Raw genomic sequence first — 19,185 nt, forward strand, 5'->3', positions numbered from 1 at the left:
TTAAAGTCCATCATTCCGTTGGCCAAAACCGCCGGTCGGCCGGCGGTTCCGTATTAAAGGAGGCAACCGCCTACTTGATCTTCGGCAACTGTTCCCACTGGTGGAACGGCGGCGGCGAAGGCAGCTGCCATTCCAGCGTGGTCGCACCCTCGCCCCAAGGATTGGCGCCGGCGACACGCTTCTTCTGGAACGCCTCGAAGACGCCGAACAGGAAAATGACGACGCCGACAGCCGAGATGTACGAGCCGTAGGACGACACCATATTCCAGCCGGCGAAGGCATCCGGATAGTCGATATAGCGACGCGGCATACCGGAAAGGCCGAGGAAGTGCTGCGGGAAAAAAACCAGGTTGACGCCGACGAAAGTGACCCAGAAGTGGGTGTTGGCGATCACCGGCGAATACATGTAGCCGGTCATTTTCGGGAACCAGTAGTACCAGCCGGCGAAGATGGCGAAGACCGCGCCCAGCGACAGCACGTAGTGGAAGTGCGCGACCACGAAATAGGTGTCGTGCAGCGGGCGGTCGAGGCCGGCATTGGCCAGCTGCACGCCGGTGACGCCGCCAACAGTGAACAGGAAGATGAAGCCGATCGCCCACAGCATCGGCGTCTTGAGCGAAATCGACCCGCCCCACATAGTGGCGATCCACGAGAAGATCTTCACACCCGTCGGCACCGCGATGACCATGGTGGCAAAGACGAAATAGCGCTGTGTGTCGAGTGACAGGCCCGTCGTGTACATGTGGTGGGCCCAGACGATGAAGCCCACTGCGCCGATGGCAACCATCGCATAGGCCATGCCTAGATAACCGAACACTGGCTTCCTCGAAAAGGTCGAGATGATGTGGCTGATGATGCCGAAACCCGGGAGGATCAGAATGTAGACCTCCGGATGGCCGAAGAACCAGAACAGGTGCTGGAACAGGATCGGATCGCCGCCGCCGTCCGGGGCGAAGAAGGTGGTGCCGAAATTGCGGTCGGTCAACAGCATGGTGATGCCGCCGGCCAACACTGGAAGCGACAGAAGCAGCAGGAAGGCGGTGATCAACACCGACCAGGCGAACAGCGGCATCTTGTGCATGGTCATGCCGGGCGCGCGCATGTTGAAGATGGTGGTGATGAAGTTGATGGCGCCAAGAATCGAGGAGGCGCCGGCGATGTGGATTGAAAGGATCGCCAGGTCCATGGCCGGTCCGGGCTGGCCCGATGTCGATAGCGGCGGATAAAGCGTCCAGCCGCCGCCGACGCCGTAGGCGCCGGGCGCACTCGGGACGAAGGCGGAGATAATCAGCAGGATGAAAGCCGGCGGCAGCAGCCAGAACGAGACGTTGTTCATGCGCGGGAAGGCCATGTCCGGCGCGCCGATCATGATCGGCACCATCCAGTTGGCAAAACCGCCTATCAGCGCCGGCATCACCATGAAGAAGATCATGATCAGCGCATGCGCCGTGGTGAAAGCATTGTACATGCTCTTGCCGCCGTCGATAGCGGCGTCACCATTCATGCCGTAGACCATCTGCGCCAGGCCAGTGAATATCTGGATGCCCGGCTCCTGCAATTCCATGCGCATGACGACCGACAAGGCGCCACCGATGCAGCCCGCCATGATCGCGAAGATCAGATAAAGCGTGCCAATGTCCTTGTGGTTGGTCGAATACACCCACCGGACCCAGCCATGATACGGCTTGTGGTCGTGGTCGTCGTGAACTGCAGCGTCTGCCATGATCGGCTCCGTTCCCTGAATCTTTTCTGGTCGCGGCATCAGTTGCCGGCGGCCGCTACCTTGTTCGTGCCATCGACCTCGGCCATCAGCGCCTTGTTGGCGCCGGGAAGGTCGGTCTTGGCTGCCGCCAGCCAGGTCTTGTATTGCGCATCGGAGACGACGCGAATAGCGATCGGCATGAAGGCGTGGTCCTTGCCGCAGAGTTCGGAACACTGGCCATAATAGAGGCCTTCCTTGTCGGCCTTGAACCACACCTCGTTGATGCGGCCCGGCACCGCATCGGTCTTGATGCCGAAGGACGGCATGGCAAACGCGTGAATGACGTCGGTCGCCGTCACCAGCACCCGGGTCATGGTGTTGACCGGCACCACCATCTCATTGTCGACGGCGAGCAGGCGCGGATACGCGGCGCGATCTTCCTTGCCGGCAGCAGCCCTGTCGGCATCCTGAAGGATCGCGGAATTGAAGGAAAGCGTATTGTCGACCTGGTATTCGTAGTCCCAGTTCCACTGATTTCCGGTCGCCTTGACGGTCAGCTTGGCTTCTTCCGGCGGCGTGTACTGCGCGGTCAGCAGCTGGAACGAGGGAATGGCGAGACAGAGCAGGATCACGACGGGACCGACAGTCCAGATGACCTCGATCAGCGTGTTGTGGCTGGTGCGCGACGGGGTCGGGTTGACGCTCGCCCGGAACCGCAAAATGCAGTAGGCGATCAGGAAAAGCACCAAGGCGGTGATCACAATGATGAACGCGAACGAGTAGTTCCCGAACCACTCGATCTGCCTCATAATGTCGGTCGCCGCAGGCTGAAAACTGGTTTCCCAAGGCTGGGGCTGGGCTGCACGAGCCGATGCAGCGGCAAACAACGTGGCGGCGGCACTAGCTACGATTTTGGCGGTTGCCAGGAATTTTCTCATCGCCCTCGTTATCTCCCAGTTCCTCGCGATCGGACCGCAAGAATGTCGAACAATGCCGGGACGGGAATCCCGGACAATTCAAGGCTGGTTCAAACCATACTCTATTTGCCTCCGCAAGAAAGGAGCGCCGGAACCCGTGCGGCATTTTTGCGCGCAAGCGCGGCGCTGGCTTCGTGCGGTGATGGCTCGCCGCGAATCACCAGAGCGGCATCCGAGTAGAATGAGCCGCGCGGCGCGCGGAACCGTCGCAATTAGGGCGAAATTGGCACTGAAAAGCGCATTGTCGCCTGTGTCGGGGCAGATCGCCGGGGTCTCGTCCTTTACTTGGGTTTAGTGCGGCTTAAAGTGCCGTGATTCGCAATGGAGCCGTCATGAACCCTTGGCTTTCGAGAACCTTGGCGAAGGTCATCCTTGTTGCCGCCGCAATAGCCTTGCCCGGCGCCGGCCTGGCCAATGCCGCGCAGCCAAGCGGCACGGTGAAGTCGACGCATGGGGCGTGGTCGATCATCTGCGATACGCCGGCCGGTGCTACGTCCGAACAATGCGTGATGATGCAGAACGTCGTCGCCGAGGACCGCCCGGAAATGGGTCTTTCCGTCGTCGTGCTGCGTACAGCCGACAATAAGGCCGAAATCCTTCGCGTGCTGGCGCCGCTCGGCGTGCTGTTGCCCAACGGGCTCGGCCTCAATGTCGACGGCAAGGATATCGGCCGCGCCTATTTCGTGCGCTGTTTCCAGGACGGCTGCTACGCCGAGGTCATCCTGGAAAAGCCGCTGCTCGACACGCTGAAGACCGGTACGTCCGCCACCTTCATCGTCTTCCAGACGCCGGAGGAGGGCATCGGCATTCCCGTCGACCTCAAGGGTTTCGCCGACGGCTTTGCCGCCCTGCCTTGAGGCTGCACGTTGACGCTGAAACTGCTCGATGCGGACGACTTCGAGATATTCAGGCGAATTCGCCTGGAGGCTTTGCGCGCTGCGCCCGAAGCCTTCGCCAGCAGCGCAGCGGAATGGGAGCAACTTCCCGACGAGGAATGGCGGCGGCGCCTGACGAACAACCTGGTTGTCGTCAGCTTTCGGAGCGGGGAACCTGTCGGCATAATGGGCCTGATGCGCCAGCCGGCCAGCAAGATGGCGCACCGCGCGACGATCGTCATGGTCTATTTGCGCGGCAGCGAGCGTGGCGGCGGATACGCCGTCAAGATGCTCAATCTGCTGCTCGATCACGCCCGAGCATTGGGCATAAGGCAGGTCGAGCTGGCTGTAAGTGCTGAAAATCCAGCGGCCATACGATTCTATCAACGAGAAGGTTTTCACGAAGTAGGCTGCATACCGGCCGGCTTTCTTCATGAAGGCAGGGAGATCGACGAAATCATGATGGCACGCCGCTTGACTTAGGTCGTGGTGTTCCACCGTGAAGTTGCCGAACGGCGCCCAGGCGCCTACATGCCGTAAATCACTTCTCAAGAGGCCAGCGCCATGAACAGCCTGATCGGCCAATTCGACATTTCCGACGATCGCATCAAGCAGATCGTCGCCGAGACTATAAACGGCGCCGACGACGGTGAACTGTTTCTCGAATACAGCGAAAGCGAAGCGCTGATGTTCGACAATGGCAAGCTGAAGACCGCCAATTTCAACACCGACCAGGGTTTTGGCCTGCGCGCAGTCGCCGGCGAGGCCAGCGGCTACGCCCATTCCAGTGATCTCTCCGAAGCCTCGCTGCTGCGCGCCGCCGACGCGGTTTCGACGGTGAAGAGCGGCTATTCCGGCAGGCTTGCTGCGGCTCCCGCCCGCACCAACCGCCATCTCTACGGTGACGGAAACCCTATCCCCTCGCCTTCCTTCGAGACCAAGGCCAAGCTGCTTCAGGAAATCGATGCCTGGCTGCGATCGGAGGACCCGCGCGTCCGGCAGGTGACGGCGTCGCTCGCCGCCTCTTGGCAGCATGTCGAGATCGTGCGCGCTGATGGCCAGATGGTCCGCGACATCCGCCCGCTGGTCAGGATCAACGTGTCGGTGGTGGTCGGCGACGGTGACCGCCAGGAGAGCGGCTCCTACGGCATGGGCGGGCGCAAGGATTTTGGCGAGTTCCTGATCGAGGACAGCTGGAAGCATGCGGCCAAGGAGGCGCTGCGGCAAGCACTGGTCAATCTCGAAGCGGTTCCCGCGCCTGCCGGCACTTTCGACATCGTGCTGTCGAGCGGCTGGCCGGGCGTCATGCTGCACGAGGCCGTCGGCCACGGGCTGGAAGGCGATTTCAACCGCAAGAAGACGTCTGCCTTCGCCGGCCTGCTTGGCCAGCAGGTGGCGGCGAAAGGCGTCACCGTCGTCGACGACGGCACCATTCCCGAACGGCGTGGTTCGCTGACCGTCGACGATGAAGGCACGCCTTCTGCCCACAACGTGTTGATCGACGATGGCAAGCTGGTCGGTTACATGCAGGACCGCCAGAACGCGCGTCTGATGGGCATGAAAGCCACCGGCAACGGGCGGCGCCAAGGTTACGCACACGAGCCGATGCCGCGCATGACCAACACCTACATGACCGCAGGCGACATGGAGCCGGAGGAAATCATTGCCTCGGTCAAGAACGGCATCTATGCCGTGTCGTTCGGCGGCGGCCAGGTCGACATCACTTCGGGCAAGTTCGTGTTCGGTTGCACCGAGGCCTACATGATCGAGAACGGCAAGGTAACGCAGCCGATCAAGGGCGCCATGCTGATCGGCAACGGGCCGGATGCCATGCATCGTGTGGCGATGATCGGTAACGACATGACGCTCGACACCGGCATCGGCATGTGCGGCAAGGCCGGACAGGGCGTGCCGGTCGGCGTCGGCCAGCCGCATCTCAGGATGAACCAGATGACGGTCGGCGGCACCAGGGTTTGATGCGGCCGGCGGTCCGGCATCGCTGTTTCGAACACCCTGTCCGTCCTGTCGTCCCATTGAGCTATTCGAGCCTTGAATTGGGCGCGATCTTCACTTATCTTACGTTCGTCTTACATCCAGAGGAGCGCCATCATGGCTGCCGCGGAAAAGCTCGTGACCACCGTCTCGACCAAGGGACAGGTCATCCTGCCCAGTTCGATCCGGAAACGGAGAGAATGGGACGCCGGCACACGCCTTCTGGTCGAAGATACCCCGGAGGGAGTGCTACTGAAGCCTGCGCCAGTCTTCGCCGAGACGCGGCCAGAGGACGTGTTTGGATCGCTGCGCTATAGCGGCAGACCGAAGACGTTGGAAGAAATGGACGCGGGCGTGCTCGCCGAAGCGCGGCGGCGCCATGCTCGCGATTGATACCAACCTGATCGTCCGCTACCTGACGGACGATCACCCGACTCAGTCTTCCCGCGCCCGCGCGTTGATCGATAGCCAGCCAGTCTTTGTCGCCGTCACGGTAATGCTGGAGGTCGAGTGGGTGTTGCGCAGCGCCTACGGTTTGGCACCGCTCGAAATCGCCCGCACGCTACGGGCGTTTAGCGGGCTCCCTACGGTAGAGGTGGAAGACGGGACGGTCGTGTCGTCCGCGCTCGACCTCTCGGAAAGGGGATTGGATTTCGCTGATGCGCTGCATCTGGGCAAATCTGCTCACTGCGTTGGCTTCGCGACTTTTGATCGTAAGTTCGTCACGGCAGCGCAGGCGGCTGGATATGACGGCGTGCAAGAAGCATAGCAGTTTATGGCCACCCAGCCTGGCATGAAGGCGACCGTTCAGGCATAGATACCGGAACGAGCGGCCTGCAGGTAAGCGAGAACCTTATCCGTCTTGCCTTCGCGAACCAGATCATAGGCGGTCTTTCCCACCCAGCCGGGATCGGCTGATGTTTGAACCAGATCGCTGCACGCACTTGATCGCCGGTCATCTCGCCGGCCGTCGCCAGAATACGAATGATGGGGCTCAATGCGGCGTCGACCTTGCGCGCTCCGGTCTTAGCGGCAAACGTGTCGCGGGCGATGCCGCTCAGGCCCGCCAGTTCCCGAGCAGTTCAGCCATCCGCTTCGACGAGAGAAACGGCGTCCGCTCCTCGCCGCAGCGCGATGCCGAAATATCAAAGGCTTTGGCTCATTATAAATTTCCTAGAATATTTGACCGGCGTACGCTCAAATGCGCTTTTTTAGTGCGCATTTCACGCCCGATAAATGCTGCTAGCGCCTTCTCTTGGGCTTCTCCAGCAATGCCACTGCCTCGACATGTGGCGACCACAGGAACTGGTCGATCGGGGTTACGCTCTTCAGGGCGTAACCGCCATCGAGGAGGATGCGAAGATCCCGCGCCAGCGTTGCCGGATTGCAGGACACCGCGGCGACCAGCGGCACGTCGGAGCGCGCGATCTGCTTCGACTGGTCCTCGGCGCCGGCGCGGGGCGGGTCGAAGACTACGCCGTCAAAGGCATTCAACTCCTTGAATGTGAGCGGCCTCCGGAACAGGTCGCGACGTTCGCCGGTCACCCGCTTCAGGCCGCTGGCGAAACGGAATGCCCGGTCGAGCGCCGCGAGTGCTGCCGCATCGCCTTCCACCGCGTGAACCTCCGATCTTGCGGCCAGGCGCAGCGCGAAGCTGCCGCAGCCGGCGAAGAGATCGGCGACCTTTTTGGCGCGCGCGAAATGCTGGCCGACAATGTTGGCCATCGCCTGTTCGGCAGCCTCGGTTGCCTGCAGGAAAGCGCCCGGAGGCACTGCGACGGCGACGCCATCAAACAGGACGACCGGTTTCTTTGGTTCGATAATGATCTCGCCGTCGATCGACAGCCTGGCTAGCCCCTCGGCCACGACGAAGTTGGACGCGACGCGGCGCTGGTTCTCGCCGAGCTTGCCGGAATCGTGAACCGCGACATCGAGGCCGGAACCGGTCACCGTCACCGCCATGTGGAACGATTTGGTCGTGGCGCAGATCAGTCCGGCAAGCATCCTCAAACGGTCGAGCGCAGCGACGATCTGCGGCAGCGAGATGGGGCATTCCTCGATCGAAATGATCTCGGATGACAGCGCGCGAACGAAACCGAACTGCATTCCCGCCTCGCTCCGCCCGGCGGTGAAGACGACGCGGCGGCGCGTGTGCGGCGCGCACGGCACCGGCGCGCCGACATCGCAAGCGATGCCCTTGCTCTTCAGCGCATGCACGACCTTTTCGCGCTTCCACCGGTGGTAGGCTTCAGTCTCGAGATGCTGGACGGCGCAGCCGCCGCATGCGCCGAAATGCCGGCACGGCGGATCGACCCGCAACGGCGAAGCCTCAAGGACCGACATCAAGGTGGCGCGATCTTTCTCCCGCGCGGCGGTGACGACCTCTCCCGGCAGCGCGAACGGAATGAAAACCTCGCCGGTTTCCGTCTCGGCGATGCCGTCGCCCTGCGAGCCCAACCTTGCGATCGTGAAACGGGTGCTCATCGCTTCTGGGTCTCGACGTCCTTGATGCCGCCGAGTAGGAACTCGCGGTTGCCGTCGCCGCCTTCTATCGGCGACAGATGCAGCCCCAGCGAGCGCCAGCCGGGAATGGCATCGAGCCAGTCCTGCATCAGGCCGGCAATGCGCGCCGCATCATAGGGGTCCTTCAACAGGCCGCCCTTGCCGATCGCCTCGCGGCCGGCCTCGAACTGCGGCTTGACCAGAAACACAGCCTTTGCGCCGTTCCCGGCCAAGGCAAGCGCCGGCGGCAGCGCCAGTTTCAGCGAGATGAAGCTGACGTCCGAGACGATGAAATCCGGCACACGGCCGCCGAGATCGGCTGCCGACAGTTCGCGCGCATTCAGGCCTTCAATTACCGTCACGCGCGGATCGCCGGCAACATCGGAGTGCATCTGGCCGTGCCCGACATCGATCGCCGTGACATGCGCCGCGCCGCGTTCGAGCAGCACCTGCGTGAAGCCGCCGGTCGAGGCGCCGACATCGAGGGCTTCGCTGCCGGTGGGGTCGAGGCCGAAATGGTCGAGACCAGCCTTCAGCTTCAGTGCGGCGCGCGACACGTAACCTTGCGCCGGATCGTCAACGACGATGTTGCACTCAGGCAGAACGGCCTGGCTTGGCTTGCGGGCGACGATGCCATCGACCGTCACGGTGCCGCGCGCCACGGCATCGCGGGCACGCGAGCGGCTGGCAAACAGGCCGCGGTGGACGAGCAATTCGTCGAGCCTCTGGCGTATGCTGGCTGGCGGAAGGGAAGTCATCGGCCTTCATGGCGAATGCCAACGATGATGGCAAGGATATTGGCGATGAGACAAGGCATGGCTGGAAAAGCGGTGAACGCATCAAGCCGCTCCGCTACCAGTCGAACCTCGCGCCAGGCGCGACGCAATGCTAAGAACGAGATGCCGTTTTGTGGTCGAAACGCGGAGGAGGAAATGCTGACGGGAACCTGCCACTGCGGTGCCGCCCGCTGGACCCTGGAGGGCGATCCCGGTTCGGTCACTGCCTGCAACTGCACACTTTGCCGCCGCTACGGCACGCTCTGGGCTTACGACTATATCGACGAACGCATCCGCCTTGCCGGGCCCGTAAGCGCCTATAGTCGCGTCGGAAAGGCTCATCCTTCACTTGAGATTCTCTTCTGTCCAACGTGCGCTTGCGTCCTGGCCTGGCGCGGTTTGCGTCCCGATGCGGCTGGGCGCTACCGCATCGCCGTCAATGTGAGGCTTGCGCCGCCCGAGGCCGTCGCCGATCTCCCGATCGACCATTTCGATGGTCTCGATACATTCGAGGATTTGCCGAGAGATGGTCGCTGCGTGCGGGATATGTGGTTCTAGTTTCTAGAGTCTCTTCGGGATCATGCTTTAGAATATCTTCCGCGAAACCCGCCGTTCGACGGCCGGCGTCAGACCGTCGCTGCTGTCGCCGGACACCTGCGTGCGCGGCCGGAAACCAGCAGCGTAAACAGCACGTTACGACTGTTCGCCGGCAATTTGATTCAAGCAGTTGAGATTTTGATTCAGACCGGCATCTTGCAGCCAAGTTGAATCGCTTCGGCGTCGCGGGACATGCGTCTAAAAACTAGGCGCGCTGGGCCTGCGCGGTATGCCCCAACGCCACGAACACAGTGCGCACGATGCCGGCGCTGTCCAGCCCGGCATCGGCATACATCTTTTCCGGCTTGGCATGGTCGACGAAGGCGTCGGGCAGCACGAGCGGGCGCACCTTCAAGCCGCTCTCCAGCAGCCCTTCATGGGCCAGGAACTGCAGCACATGGCTGGCGAAGCCGCCGACCGCGCCCTCTTCCACCGTCACCAGGATCTCGTGCGAACGGGCCAGCCGCCGGATCAGGTCCTCGTCGAGCGGCTTGGCAAAACGGGCATCGGCGACCGTGGTCGAAAGCCCGGCCGCGCCAAGCTCCTCGGCCGCGGCAAGGCAATCCTGCAGCCTGGTGCCGAAGGAAAGCAGCGCAACCTTGGTGCCTTCCCTGACGATCCGGCCCTTGCCGATCTCCAATACCGAGCCTCGTTGCGGCATCTCGACGCCAACGCCGTTGCCGCGCGGGTAGCGGAAGGCGATCGGGCCGTCATCGAAGCTTGCAGCGGTGCGTACCATGTGGCGCAGCTCGGCCTCATCGGCCGCGGCCATGACGACGAAACCGGGCAGCGTCGCCAGGAAGGTCGTGTCGAAGGCGCCGCAATGGGTGGCACCATCGGCGCCGACGAAGCCGGCGCGGTCGATCGGAAAGCGCACCGGCAATTTCTGGATCGCCACGTCGTGGACGACCTGGTCGTAGGCGCGCTGGAGAAAGGTCGAGTAGATCGCGGCGAAAGGCTTGAAGCCTTCCGTGGCAAGGCCGGCGGCGAAGGTAACCGCATGCTGCTCGGCGATGCCGACATCGAAGGTCCTCGCCGGAAACGCTTCGCCGAACAGGTCAAGCCCGGTGCCGTTCGGCATGGCGGCGGTGATGGCGACGATGCGGTCGTCCTCTCGGGCCTCCTGGATCAGACTTTCGGCAAACACCTTCGTATAGCTCGGCGCATTGGCGTGCGCCTTGGCCTGGGCGCCGGTGATGACGTCGAATTTGTTGACGCCATGATATTTGTCGGCCGCGGCCTCGGCCGGGGCGTAGCCCTTGCCCTTCTGGGTCACGACATGGATCAGCACCGGGCCGTCGGCATTGTCGCGGACGTTCTTCAGCACCGGGATCAGGTGCTCGAGGTTGTGACCGTCGATCGGACCGATGTGGTAGAAACCCATCTCCTCGAACAGCGTGCCGCCGGTGACGTAACCGCGCGCGTGCTCGACCGCGCGCTTGATGGCGCGATCGGCGCGCTCGCCAAGATAGGACGTCAGCTTCTTGCCGAAATCGCGCAACCCAAGATAGGTCTTGCCTGAGGCGAGCCGCGCCAGATAGGCGCTCATCGCACCGGTCGGCGGGGCGATCGACATGTCGTTGTCGTTCAAGATGACGATCAGCCGGGCATCGAGTGCGCCGGCATTGTTCATCGCCTCGTAGGCCATGCCGGCCGACATGGCGCCGTCGCCGATGACGGCAATGACATTGTTGCGGCCATCGGACAGATCGCGCGCCATCGCCATGCCGAGGCCGGCTGAAATCGAGGTTGAGGAGTGGGCTGCGCCAAACGGATCGTATTCGCTCTCGACGCGACGCGTGAAGCCGGACAGGCCGCCCTCCTGCCGCAGCGTGCGGATGCGGTCGCGGCGGCCGGTCAGGATCTTGTGCGGATAGGCCTGGTGGCCGACGTCCCAGATCAGCCGGTCGTCCGGCGTGTTGAAGACGTAGTGCAGCGCGACAGTCAGTTCGACCACGCCGAGGCCGGCGCCGAGATGGCCGCCGGTGTGGGAAACGACGTCGATCAGTTCGGCGCGAAGCTCTGACGCCAGCTGCGGCAGGTCGGCTTCGGCAAGCGTGCGCAAATCGGCTGGGACGCGGACCTTGTCGAGAAGCGGCGTATCGGGCTTTGCGTTCACTGTTTGCGAGCCTGGTCAGATTTTCTGTTCATCGTGAAATATGCCGCTGGCCGGCGAATGTAAATGTGGCGGTAACGCGCATCAGCTTTCGGGCAGCGGGATGAACTCTTGCTCGTCTCCAGGAACGATATCGAAGCGGCCCGTCTTCCATTCTTCTTTCGCCTGCTCGATGCGTTCCTTTGAGGACGATACGAAATTCCACCAGATATAACGTTTCGAACCGAGCGAAGCGCCGCCAAACAGCATGAAATGGGCGCCGCCCTCCGATGAAACAACGATCTCATCGCCGGGCCGGAAAACCAGCAGCCGCTCGGCCGGGAAGCGGTCACCGGATATCGAAACCTCGCCTGCCAGCGTATAGATGGCGCGCTCCTCGGCGTCGGCCGGGATCTTCACGCTGGCACCCGGCGCCAACCTGAGATCGGCATAGAGCGTGTCCGAAGCGGTGGCGACCGGGGAGCGCAGCCCGGACAATGCACCGATGACGATACGGCCGCTGACACCCTCTGCATCGATTTCGGGCAGGCGCAGGGCCGCGGTGTTTTCGAAGACCGGCGCGACCTCTTCCTTGCCGTCCGGCAGCGCCAGCCATGTCTGCAGGCCGGAAACCGACATCGGCAAGCCGCGCAGTTCTTCCGGCGTGCGCTCCGAATGGACGATGCCGCGGCCGGCGGTCATCAAATTCACGTCGCCGGGCTGGATCACCATCTCGGTGCCGAGCGAATCGCGGTGCCTGATCTTGCCGTCGAACAGGTAAGTCACCGTCGACAGGCCGATATGCGGATGCGGGCGCACGTCGAGCGCCTGGCCGGCCCGCAGAACGGCTGGACCCATGCGGTCGAAGAAGATGAAGGGTCCGACCAGCCGGCGCCTGGCCGTCGGCAAGGCGCGGCGAACCTGAAATCCGCCGATGTCCTTGGCATTCGGAATGACCATCAGTTCGATCTGATCGCTGGCGAAGGCATCGCCCATCTGCGGATCGTTTCCGGGAAAGAAGCTCACGCGGTCCCCTCAGGCGAAGCGAAGTGCAGATTTGGCCTTCGCCTTGGCCGCCACCTCTTCGCGATTGCGCGGATGCTGCGTCGTCTCGAGGCTGTCGAGCAATTCACGCGCCGAGGCGGCAATGGCCTCGACGGCATGGTCGAACGCATGCTGGTTCTGTTTCGACGGCCGTGTCGTTCCGCTCAGCTTGCGGACAAACTGAAGTGCGGCATCGCGGACCTCGTCATTGGTTGCCGGCGGATCGAAATTGAACAGGGTTTTGATGTTTCTGCACATCGTTCGCAATCTCCTCTCGTCCTGGAGCCGTTTCAAACGGGATGAGTTTTACCCTCAATCGTGATGATGTCCAAAGCCGGTAAGCACAATCGTCGTTCGAGGCCGCGCCTCAGTCCGCATCCAGCGGCTCTGTCCCCACCGGCTTGCCGTCACGCGACAGCCTGATTTTCTCGACCTTGTCCTCGGCCGCTTTCAGCAGCCGGTCGCAATGCGCCTTCAGCGCCTCGCCGCGCTCGTAAATGCGGATCGACTGGTCGAGCGGCACGTCGCCGCGCTCCAGATCGTCGACGATCCGTTCCAGCGCCTCGAGCGCCTGCTCGAAGCTCATCGCCTTGACGTCCTCGTTGGTCTCACCAGCCATCATCTATCCCTTCATCAGCCGCCCGACATGGGCGGCGACCGAAAATGCCAATCCCTGCAGATCGTAGCCGCCCTCGAGAACGCTGACGAGCCGGTTGCGACTATGGCGCCCGGCTCGTTCGAGCAACTGGCCGGTCGCCCAGTCGAAATCATCCTCGGTCAGGTTGATCTCGGCCAGCGGATCGCGGTGGTGGGCGTCGAAACCGGCGGAGATGATGATGAGATCGGGCGCAAAATTGTCGAGCGCCGGCAGGATGCGTGACAGAAAGGCGTCACGGAAAACATCGCTGCCGCTCTGCGGCGCCAGCGGCGCGTTGACGATGTTGCCGGCGCCGGTTTCGCTCGCGGCGCCGGTTCCCGGGTAAAGCGGCATCTGGTGTGTCGAGCAATAGAGCACCGACGGATCGTCCCAGAAGATGTCCTGCGTGCCGTTGCCGTGATGCACATCCCAGTCGACGACGGCGACACGGCCGGCGCCATGGTTCTTCTGCGCGTAGCGTGCCGCGATCGCCGCGGTGTTGAACAGGCAAAAACCCATGGAGGTGGTCTTTTCGGCATGATGGCCGGGCGGCCGTGCGGCGACGAAGACGTTCTCGGCACGGCCGGTGAAGACGTCATCGACCGCGGCGTTGGCAGCTCCGATCGCGGTCACGGCAGCCTGCCAGCTCTTCGGGCTGGCGGTGGTATCGGCGTCGATACGGGCGATGCCGGTGTCCGGTATCGCTGCACGGACACGTTCGACGAATTCGGGCGGATGCGCGTAGAGAATGGTTGCCTCGTCGCCTTCAGGCGCCTGGACGCGATCGAGCGCCGCGAAGGCCTCGTCGTCAAGCACACGCTCTATGGCGCGCAGACGGTCCGGCCGCTCCGGATGACCGGGCGGTGTTATGTGCTCGAGGAAAATCGGATGCGTGTAAAGTCTCGTGACCATGCCCCGATATAGGCGCGCCTTACCGCTTTGGCCATGTTTTCGCGCGCTGGTGACGCGATGTTCAACAGGGTTTAGGCAACCGGCGTCGGCCGAGCCCACCGCGAGCCGCCTGGGATTGGCGAAAAGATGATCTCAGGCCGGTGATCGGTCAACCTCGGGCTGCATCGCTGACGGTCGATCAGGTTGATGCAGCCTGCCGGTGCGATTGAGCAGCCCCTCCAGAAGAACCTTGAACGCCTTCACTGCCTTCTTCGACGTCGCTTCGGGATCGTTCGAATTTGCGATCCACTGCGCCGCATGCAGCGAGGCGCCGCTGACCAGCCTTGCCGCGGCTTCGGGATCGACGGCGAGAATTGTCCCCTCGTCGCTCAGTCTTTGCAGGCTCTCTGTCATCGAGCGGATGCATGTGCTCTGGCTTGGCCATTGCGATGGATCGCCGAGCACCGCCGGCCCGTCGCGAAGCACGATACGCTGGATCTCCGGCTCCAGCGCCATCTCGATATAGGCGGTGCATTCGTCGACAAAGCCCTGCCAGAGATTGTCCGGCTTGGCCGAAACGACCTTCAGCCGGGCTGCCATTTCGGCGTCGATCTCGGCGATAACCGCCTGGAGCAGGCCCTTCTTGTCGCCGAAGTGATGATAGAGCGCACCGCGCGTCAGCCCGGCCGATGCCGTGAAGTTATCCATCGAGGCTTCGGCATAGCCGAGCGTGCCGAAGGCCTGGCGCGCCGCGGCAATCAGTTTGGCGCGGGTCTCGGCAATCATCTCCTTGCGTGGTTTGTGCATGCACTGGCCCTATTAACATACGCTTCGCATGCCAATTGACATACGCCACGTATGATCTATTTAAACTCATACGCTACGTATGTAATCGCCGAACCGGCCGTTGTCGAGGAGCCAGACCATGCAAAATCCCTATTCCCAGATCTTTCGCGCGCCGGGCGCCAAGGGCTTTGCTGCCGCCGGGTTCGTTGCCCGGCTGCCGATGGCCATGGCTCCGATCGGGATCGTCGCAATGCTGTCGCAGACCGATGGCCAATACTGGCTGGCCGGTGCCGTTTCCGCGACATATGCGCTGGCCAACGCTTTCGTCGCCCCGCAGGTATCGCGACTGGTGGACCGCCTCGGCCAGACGCGGATTGTGGTGCCGACCACCATGATTTCCGCGCTCGCCTTCGCGATCCTGATTGCAGCGACCAATCAGCATTGGCCGATATGGACGCTATTCGTCTCGGCGCTGCTCGCCGCCGTCATGCCCAGCATCCCGGCAATGGTGCGCGCACGCTGGACCGAAATCTTCCGCAACCGCCCCGAGTTGAACACGGCGTTCGCCTTCGAGTCGGCGGCGGACGAACTGGTCTACATCGCCGGCGCATCGCTGTCGGTCGGACTGAGTGTCGCGCTTTTCCCGGAAGCGGGAGTGCTCGCGAGCACATTGTTCCTGGCCTTCGGTTCGACGGCCTTCATCCTGCAGCGCTCGACCGAACCGCGAGCGCGACCGGTGGAACACGGTTCGGGCGGCTCGGCAATCCGCCTGCGGCCGGTCCAGATCATCACCTTGGCCCTGATCTTCATCGGCGCGACCTTCGCCACCACGGAGGTGAGCACCGTGGCGATCACCAAGGAGCTTGGCCAGCCGGGCGCCGCCAGCTTCGTCATCGGCGTCTACGCGCTCGGATCGTTCGTCGTCGGCATCGTCATCGGCGCCCTGAACCTGAAAGTGCCGCTGCAGATTCAGCTTGCCATCGCAATCGCCATCATTGCGCTCACCACGCTGCCGCTGCTCGTCGCCGACACCGTGCCGCTGCTGGCACTGGCCGTCTTCGTCAGCGGCGTGGCAATCTCGCCGACCTTCATCACGGCATTCGGCCTGATCGAGCGGCGCGTGCCGGAGGCGGTGCTGACCGAGGGCGTGACCTGGGTGATGACCGGCATCGGCATCGGCATGGCGCTCGGCTCCTTCGCCGCCGGCTGGGTGGTGGACGCTTTCGGCGCGCAGAACGGGTTCTGGGTATCGGTGGCATCGGGCACAATCGCTTTGGCCATCGTGCTCGCCGGCCAGCGCAGCCTTGCCGCGCCGAACTGCGACATGGCGGCATGCGACGCAGCCGCGGTCGCTGCGGAATAGTTTCCGGTGCGTCCGGCCCCGAGCCGGGGCCGGACGCATACCAGCACCGTGAGAATGGCCTAAAGAATCTCGGTCTTGGCGATGTGGATGCCAAAACCTTCGAGGCCGACATAATGGCGCTCGCGCGAGGCGATCAGATTTATCGAGGAAATTCCGAGATCCTTGAGGATTTGCGCGCCGAGGCCGATCTCGCGCCATTCGTTTTCGCGGCGGCGAGCCTCTTCGTGATCCTCGCGGTCGCCGGCAGCCGGGCGCTTGCGCTCCTGATGGGCGACGCCGACTGAGCCTTCGCGCAGATAGACGATGACGCCGCGCTTACGCTCGCCCATCGTCTTCATGATGGCGTCCAGTCTGTGGCTGGTGCCGAACACGTCGCTGACCACGTCCTCGGAATGAAGGCGCACCGGCACCTCCTCGCCGTCGCGGATGTCGCCGAAGACGATCGCTACATGATGCATCGAATCCCAGGGCAGCGTGTAGGTGAAGACCTGTGCCTTGCCGCCTGCCGTCTCAATGTCGGAACAGGCGACACGCTCGACCAGCGTTTCCTTGCGCTGCCGGTAGGCGATGAGGTCGGCAACCGAGATCTGCTTCAACCCGTGCTTTTCGGCGAAGGCCTGCACCTGCGGGCCACGCATGACGGTGCCGTCATCGTTGACCAGCTCGGAAATCACGCCGACCGGCGGCAGGCCGGCGAGCTTGCAGAGGTCGACAGCGGCCTCGGTATGGCCCGAACGCATCAGCACGCCGCCTTCGCGTGCGATCAGCGGAAAGATGTGACCGGGCCGGACGAAATCGGAGGCGCCGACATTGCCGTTGGCGAGGTTGCGGACAGTCAGAGTACGGTCGTCCGCCGAAATGCCGGTCGTGGTGCCGTGCTTGAAATCGACGCTGACGGTGAAGGCGGTGGTGTGGGCCGAATCATTGTCGGCGACCATCGGCGACAGGTTGAGCCGCTTGGCTTCCTCGCGCGGCATCGGCGTGCAGACGATGCCCGACGTGTTGCGAACGATGAACGCCATCTTTTCCGGCGTGCAATGGACGGCGGCTACGATCAGGTCGCCCTCGTTCTCGCGGCCGTCATCGTCCATAACGACGACGATCTCGCCGCGCTCGAAGGCGCGCAGGGCTTCGACGATCTTCTTCTGGTCGTAAGGCATAAGTGCTCGCTTCGCTCGCAGGGAATAGGGGAGTAGGGCAGTACGGGAGTAGAGAAAAGGAAAAAATGCTGTCGTGGGAGCTGCGTAACCTACTCCCCTACTCTACTCCCTACTGCCTTCCCGTTTGTCCCCGATGACGCAGATAATGATCGGCAATGGCGCAGGCAACCATCGCCTCGCCGATCGGTACAGCGCGGATGCCGACGCACGGATCGTGCCGGCCCTTGGTCATGATCTCGACGTCGTTACCGTCCTTGTCGATCGACTTTCGCGGCGTCAGGATCGACGAGGTCGGCTTGACGGCGAAACGCGCGACGATCGCCTGGCCGGTCGAGATGCCGCCGAGAATGCCGCCGGCATTGTTGGACAGGAAGACCGGCTTGCCGTCATTGCCCATGCGCATCTCATCGGCATTCTCCTCGCCGGTGATGCGGGCGGCCTCGAAACCGTTGCCGATCTCGACACCCTTGACGGCGTTGATCGACATCAGGCCGGCGGCGATGTCCTGGTCGAGCTTGGCATAGATCGGCGCGCCAAGCCCGGCCGGAACGCCGTCGGCGACGATCTCGATGACCGCACCGACCGAGGAGCCCGCCTTGCGGATGCCGTCCAGATATTTGGTGAAGACGGCGACGGACGCCGGATCAGGTGTGAAGAACGGGTTTTCGGCGTCGCCGACGAAATTCCAGTTCCAATTGGCGCGATCGATCGATTTATCGCCCATGGACACCAGCGCGCCGCGCACCACCATGCCGGGCACGACCTTCCGGGCAAGCGCTCCGGCCGCCACCCGCGCCGCCGTCTCACGCGCCGAGGAGCGGCCGCCGCCGCGGTAGTCGCGCAGACCGTATTTGACCTCGTACGTGTAATCGGCATGGCCCGGCCGGAACTGGCGGGCGATGTCGCCATAATCCTTCGAGCGCTGGTCGACATTCTCGATCAGCATCGACACCGGCGTGCCGGTCGTGATCATCGTCTCGCCGTCCTCATCGAGGACGAAGCCGGACAGGACCTTCACCTCATCCGGTTCGCGACGTTGCGTCACAAAACGTGACTGGCCGGGGCGGCGCTTGTCGAGTTCGGCCTGGATCTCGTCGCGAGTGAAGCGGATGCCTGGCGGACAGCCGTCGACGACGCAGCCCAACGCCGGCCCGTGGCTTTCGCCCCAGGTGGTGACGCGGAAAAGATGGCCGAACGTGTTGTGCGACATGGAACCAGCCCTGCCGGCGTCGGAGCCGGCCTAGCGCATAACCCCGAAAATCGGAGCGATTTTCGGAAAGGATCATGCACAAAATCAAAAGTGCTACAGCGTCCTTTGCGCGTCCAGGAGGACGCGCGGCGCTGTCGCCTGCCTTCTATTGGCGTTTTCCACAGTGGTCAAACTGTGATCCGGCGGATTTAGTTTTGACACATTCGATTGGTTTCTGCTCAGTTCCGTTCCGTTGGACCGAGCCGCTGTACCGGCAATGATTAAAGAGGACGATGATGCGTATCCTGATTGGCGCTGTTGCCGCCACGCTGTTGATTTCCACCGCCGCCTTCGCCGGCCAGACCGAAGGCCTGATCAAGAAGGTCGACAAGGATGCGCTGACGCTGACGCTGGACGACGGCAAGTCCTACAAGCTGAACGCCGAAACCGACCTCGATGCGCTGAAGCCAGGCATGGACATCGTCCTCGCCTATGACGTGACGAATGGCGAGAATGTCGTCACCGATATGGAACTGCCGGACACCGGATCGACCGAGTAGGACGCGTCGACATTCAGCTGATGCCGGCCCGACCTGATC

20 protein-coding genes and 1 pseudogene are annotated in these 19,185 nt (G+C 62.9%); 8 read left to right on the forward strand and 13 right to left on the reverse strand.

The genetic code is table 11. From position 1 onward, the window contains the following. Positions 1–70: 70 nt before the first annotated feature. Together ctaD and coxB are read right to left on the reverse strand one after the other, a co-directional pair. On the reverse strand, positions 71–1,723 hold the full coding sequence (gene ctaD, locus NKI63_RS03375; RefSeq protein ID WP_352476671.1) for a cytochrome c oxidase subunit I: 1,653 nt from the start codon (positions 1,721–1,723) through the stop codon (positions 71–73). Between the two features lie 38 nt (positions 1,724–1,761). Then, on the reverse strand, positions 1,762–2,640 hold the full coding sequence (gene coxB / locus NKI63_RS03380) for a cytochrome c oxidase subunit II (protein WP_254818655.1): 879 nt from the start codon (positions 2,638–2,640) through the stop codon (positions 1,762–1,764). 371 nt (positions 2,641–3,011) lie between these two features. Between coxB and NKI63_RS03385 the strand changes: the two genes are divergently transcribed. The 5 genes from NKI63_RS03385 (at position 3,012) to NKI63_RS03405 (ending at position 6,315) form a co-directional block, all read left to right on the forward strand. Then, positions 3,012–3,536 carry an invasion associated locus B family protein gene (locus NKI63_RS03385; protein WP_254818452.1) on the forward strand — a complete coding sequence of 175 codons (525 nt, stop codon included), beginning with the start codon at positions 3,012–3,014 and terminating at the stop codon, positions 3,534–3,536. A 9-nt stretch (positions 3,537–3,545) separates the two neighbouring features. Continuing rightward, positions 3,546–4,037: a GNAT family N-acetyltransferase gene (locus tag NKI63_RS03390; protein WP_352505215.1), complete on the forward strand. Its 492-nt coding sequence runs from the start codon at positions 3,546–3,548 to the stop codon at positions 4,035–4,037. Positions 4,038–4,118: 81 nt separating this feature from the next. After that, positions 4,119–5,531, forward strand: a complete 1,413-nt coding sequence (tldD, locus tag NKI63_RS03395) for a metalloprotease TldD (RefSeq protein ID WP_352505216.1) — start codon at positions 4,119–4,121, stop codon at positions 5,529–5,531. Between the two features lie 132 nt (positions 5,532–5,663). Further along, on the forward strand, positions 5,664–5,939 hold the full coding sequence (locus NKI63_RS03400) for an AbrB/MazE/SpoVT family DNA-binding domain-containing protein (RefSeq protein ID WP_254818449.1): 276 nt from the start codon (positions 5,664–5,666) through the stop codon (positions 5,937–5,939). After that, on the forward strand, positions 5,926–6,315 hold the full coding sequence (locus NKI63_RS03405; RefSeq protein WP_352505217.1) for a type II toxin-antitoxin system VapC family toxin: 390 nt from the start codon (positions 5,926–5,928) through the stop codon (positions 6,313–6,315). The genes NKI63_RS03400 and NKI63_RS03405 overlap by 14 nt, the downstream gene beginning before the upstream one ends. 38 nt (positions 6,316–6,353) lie before the next feature. On the opposite strand, the pseudogene NKI63_RS03410 reads toward NKI63_RS03405, so the two are convergent. The 3 genes and pseudogenes from NKI63_RS03410 to NKI63_RS03420 all read right to left on the reverse strand — a co-directional run bounded on the left by NKI63_RS03410 (position 6,354) and on the right by NKI63_RS03420 (position 8,806). Continuing rightward, positions 6,354–6,690 (reverse strand): annotated as a pseudogene (locus NKI63_RS03410) (antitoxin Xre/MbcA/ParS toxin-binding domain-containing protein). A 98-nt stretch (positions 6,691–6,788) separates the two neighbouring features. After that, positions 6,789–8,030: a class I SAM-dependent RNA methyltransferase gene (locus tag NKI63_RS03415; protein ID WP_352820499.1), complete on the reverse strand. Its 1,242-nt coding sequence runs from the start codon at positions 8,028–8,030 to the stop codon at positions 6,789–6,791. After that, positions 8,027–8,806 carry a TlyA family RNA methyltransferase gene (locus tag NKI63_RS03420; RefSeq protein ID WP_352505219.1) on the reverse strand — a complete coding sequence of 260 codons (780 nt, stop codon included), beginning with the start codon at positions 8,804–8,806 and terminating at the stop codon, positions 8,027–8,029. Before NKI63_RS03420 ends, NKI63_RS03415 begins: the two co-directional genes overlap by 4 nt. Before the next feature lie 174 nt (positions 8,807–8,980). Between NKI63_RS03420 and NKI63_RS03425 the strand changes: the two genes are divergently transcribed. Further along, a complete protein-coding gene (locus NKI63_RS03425; protein WP_352505221.1) occupies positions 8,981–9,382 on the forward strand; it encodes a GFA family protein in 402 nt (133 codons plus the stop codon). A gap of 244 nt (positions 9,383–9,626) precedes the next feature. Here the strand turns inward: NKI63_RS03425 and dxs are convergent, their stop codons facing one another. The 6 genes from dxs to NKI63_RS03455 all read right to left on the reverse strand — a co-directional run bounded on the left by dxs (position 9,627) and on the right by NKI63_RS03455 (position 14,895). Further along, the gene (dxs, locus tag NKI63_RS03430; RefSeq protein WP_352777194.1) at positions 9,627–11,540 is read right to left on the reverse strand and encodes a 1-deoxy-D-xylulose-5-phosphate synthase; all 1,914 of its coding nucleotides are present in this window, start codon (positions 11,538–11,540) and stop codon (positions 9,627–9,629) included. 81 nt (positions 11,541–11,621) lie between these two features. Next, positions 11,622–12,542: a pirin family protein gene (locus NKI63_RS03435; protein WP_352505222.1), complete on the reverse strand. Its 921-nt coding sequence runs from the start codon at positions 12,540–12,542 to the stop codon at positions 11,622–11,624. A gap of 9 nt (positions 12,543–12,551) precedes the next feature. Beyond that, entirely contained in the window at positions 12,552–12,818 is a 267-nt protein-coding gene (locus NKI63_RS03440) for a DUF2277 domain-containing protein (protein ID WP_023716908.1), read from the reverse strand. A 109-nt stretch (positions 12,819–12,927) separates the two neighbouring features. Then, on the reverse strand, positions 12,928–13,179 hold the full coding sequence (locus NKI63_RS03445; protein WP_031211056.1) for an exodeoxyribonuclease VII small subunit: 252 nt from the start codon (positions 13,177–13,179) through the stop codon (positions 12,928–12,930). Between the two features lie 3 nt (positions 13,180–13,182). Beyond that, complete coding sequence (locus tag NKI63_RS03450; RefSeq protein WP_352476662.1) at positions 13,183–14,109, reverse strand: histone deacetylase family protein; 927 nt, start codon at positions 14,107–14,109, stop codon at positions 13,183–13,185. 132 nt (positions 14,110–14,241) lie between these two features. Further along, entirely contained in the window at positions 14,242–14,895 is a 654-nt protein-coding gene (locus NKI63_RS03455; RefSeq protein WP_352505223.1) for a TetR/AcrR family transcriptional regulator, read from the reverse strand. A gap of 118 nt (positions 14,896–15,013) precedes the next feature. Between NKI63_RS03455 and NKI63_RS03460 the strand changes: the two genes are divergently transcribed. After that, a complete protein-coding gene (locus tag NKI63_RS03460; protein WP_352505224.1) occupies positions 15,014–16,237 on the forward strand; it encodes an MFS transporter in 1,224 nt (407 codons plus the stop codon). Between the two features lie 59 nt (positions 16,238–16,296). Here NKI63_RS03460 and ribB read toward each other — a convergent pair whose 3' ends face one another. Both ribB and aroC read right to left on the reverse strand, forming a co-directional pair. Then, on the reverse strand, positions 16,297–17,397 hold the full coding sequence (gene ribB, locus NKI63_RS03465; RefSeq protein WP_254818438.1) for a 3,4-dihydroxy-2-butanone-4-phosphate synthase: 1,101 nt from the start codon (positions 17,395–17,397) through the stop codon (positions 16,297–16,299). 109 nt (positions 17,398–17,506) lie between these two features. Next, on the reverse strand, positions 17,507–18,607 hold the full coding sequence (gene aroC, locus NKI63_RS03470; RefSeq protein WP_352505225.1) for a chorismate synthase: 1,101 nt from the start codon (positions 18,605–18,607) through the stop codon (positions 17,507–17,509). Positions 18,608–18,882: 275 nt separating this feature from the next. On the opposite strand from aroC, the gene NKI63_RS03475 reads away from it, so the two are divergent. Then, positions 18,883–19,146 (forward strand): DUF1344 domain-containing protein, encoded by a 264-nt coding sequence (locus NKI63_RS03475; RefSeq protein WP_023716902.1) that lies wholly within the window; start codon positions 18,883–18,885, stop codon positions 19,144–19,146. The last annotated feature ends 39 nt before the right edge of the window (positions 19,147–19,185 follow it).

The sequence above is a fragment of the Mesorhizobium sp. M0410 genome, assembly GCF_040321435.1.
Lineage (GTDB): Bacteria > Pseudomonadota > Alphaproteobacteria > Rhizobiales > Rhizobiaceae > Mesorhizobium.

Coding starts and splice junctions, on each gene's coding strand:
- NKI63_RS03425 (WP_352505221.1), top strand. CDS start 8,981: ATGCTGACGGGAACCTGCCACTGCGGTGCCGCCCGCTGGACCCTGGAG.
- NKI63_RS03400 (WP_254818449.1), top strand. CDS start 5,664: ATGGCTGCCGCGGAAAAGCTCGTGACCACCGTCTCGACCAAGGGACAG.
- NKI63_RS03455 (WP_352505223.1), bottom strand. CDS start 14,895: ATGCACAAACCACGCAAGGAGATGATTGCCGAGACCCGCGCCAAACTG.
- NKI63_RS03420 (WP_352505219.1), bottom strand. CDS start 8,806: ATGACTTCCCTTCCGCCAGCCAGCATACGCCAGAGGCTCGACGAATTG.
- tldD (WP_352505216.1), top strand. CDS start 4,119: ATGAACAGCCTGATCGGCCAATTCGACATTTCCGACGATCGCATCAAG.
- NKI63_RS03450 (WP_352476662.1), bottom strand. CDS start 14,109: ATGGTCACGAGACTTTACACGCATCCGATTTTCCTCGAGCACATAACA.
- ctaD (WP_352476671.1), bottom strand. CDS start 1,723: ATGGCAGACGCTGCAGTTCACGACGACCACGACCACAAGCCGTATCAT.
- NKI63_RS03460 (WP_352505224.1), top strand. CDS start 15,014: ATGCAAAATCCCTATTCCCAGATCTTTCGCGCGCCGGGCGCCAAGGGC.
- NKI63_RS03440 (WP_023716908.1), bottom strand. CDS start 12,818: ATGTGCAGAAACATCAAAACCCTGTTCAATTTCGATCCGCCGGCAACC.
- NKI63_RS03445 (WP_031211056.1), bottom strand. CDS start 13,179: ATGGCTGGTGAGACCAACGAGGACGTCAAGGCGATGAGCTTCGAGCAG.
- ribB (WP_254818438.1), bottom strand. CDS start 17,397: ATGCCTTACGACCAGAAGAAGATCGTCGAAGCCCTGCGCGCCTTCGAG.
- NKI63_RS03405 (WP_352505217.1), top strand. CDS start 5,926: ATGCTCGCGATTGATACCAACCTGATCGTCCGCTACCTGACGGACGAT.
- NKI63_RS03475 (WP_023716902.1), top strand. CDS start 18,883: ATGCGTATCCTGATTGGCGCTGTTGCCGCCACGCTGTTGATTTCCACC.
- NKI63_RS03385 (WP_254818452.1), top strand. CDS start 3,012: ATGAACCCTTGGCTTTCGAGAACCTTGGCGAAGGTCATCCTTGTTGCC.
- coxB (WP_254818655.1), bottom strand. CDS start 2,640: ATGAGAAAATTCCTGGCAACCGCCAAAATCGTAGCTAGTGCCGCCGCC.
- aroC (WP_352505225.1), bottom strand. CDS start 18,607: ATGTCGCACAACACGTTCGGCCATCTTTTCCGCGTCACCACCTGGGGC.
- NKI63_RS03415 (WP_352820499.1), bottom strand. CDS start 8,030: ATGAGCACCCGTTTCACGATCGCAAGGTTGGGCTCGCAGGGCGACGGC.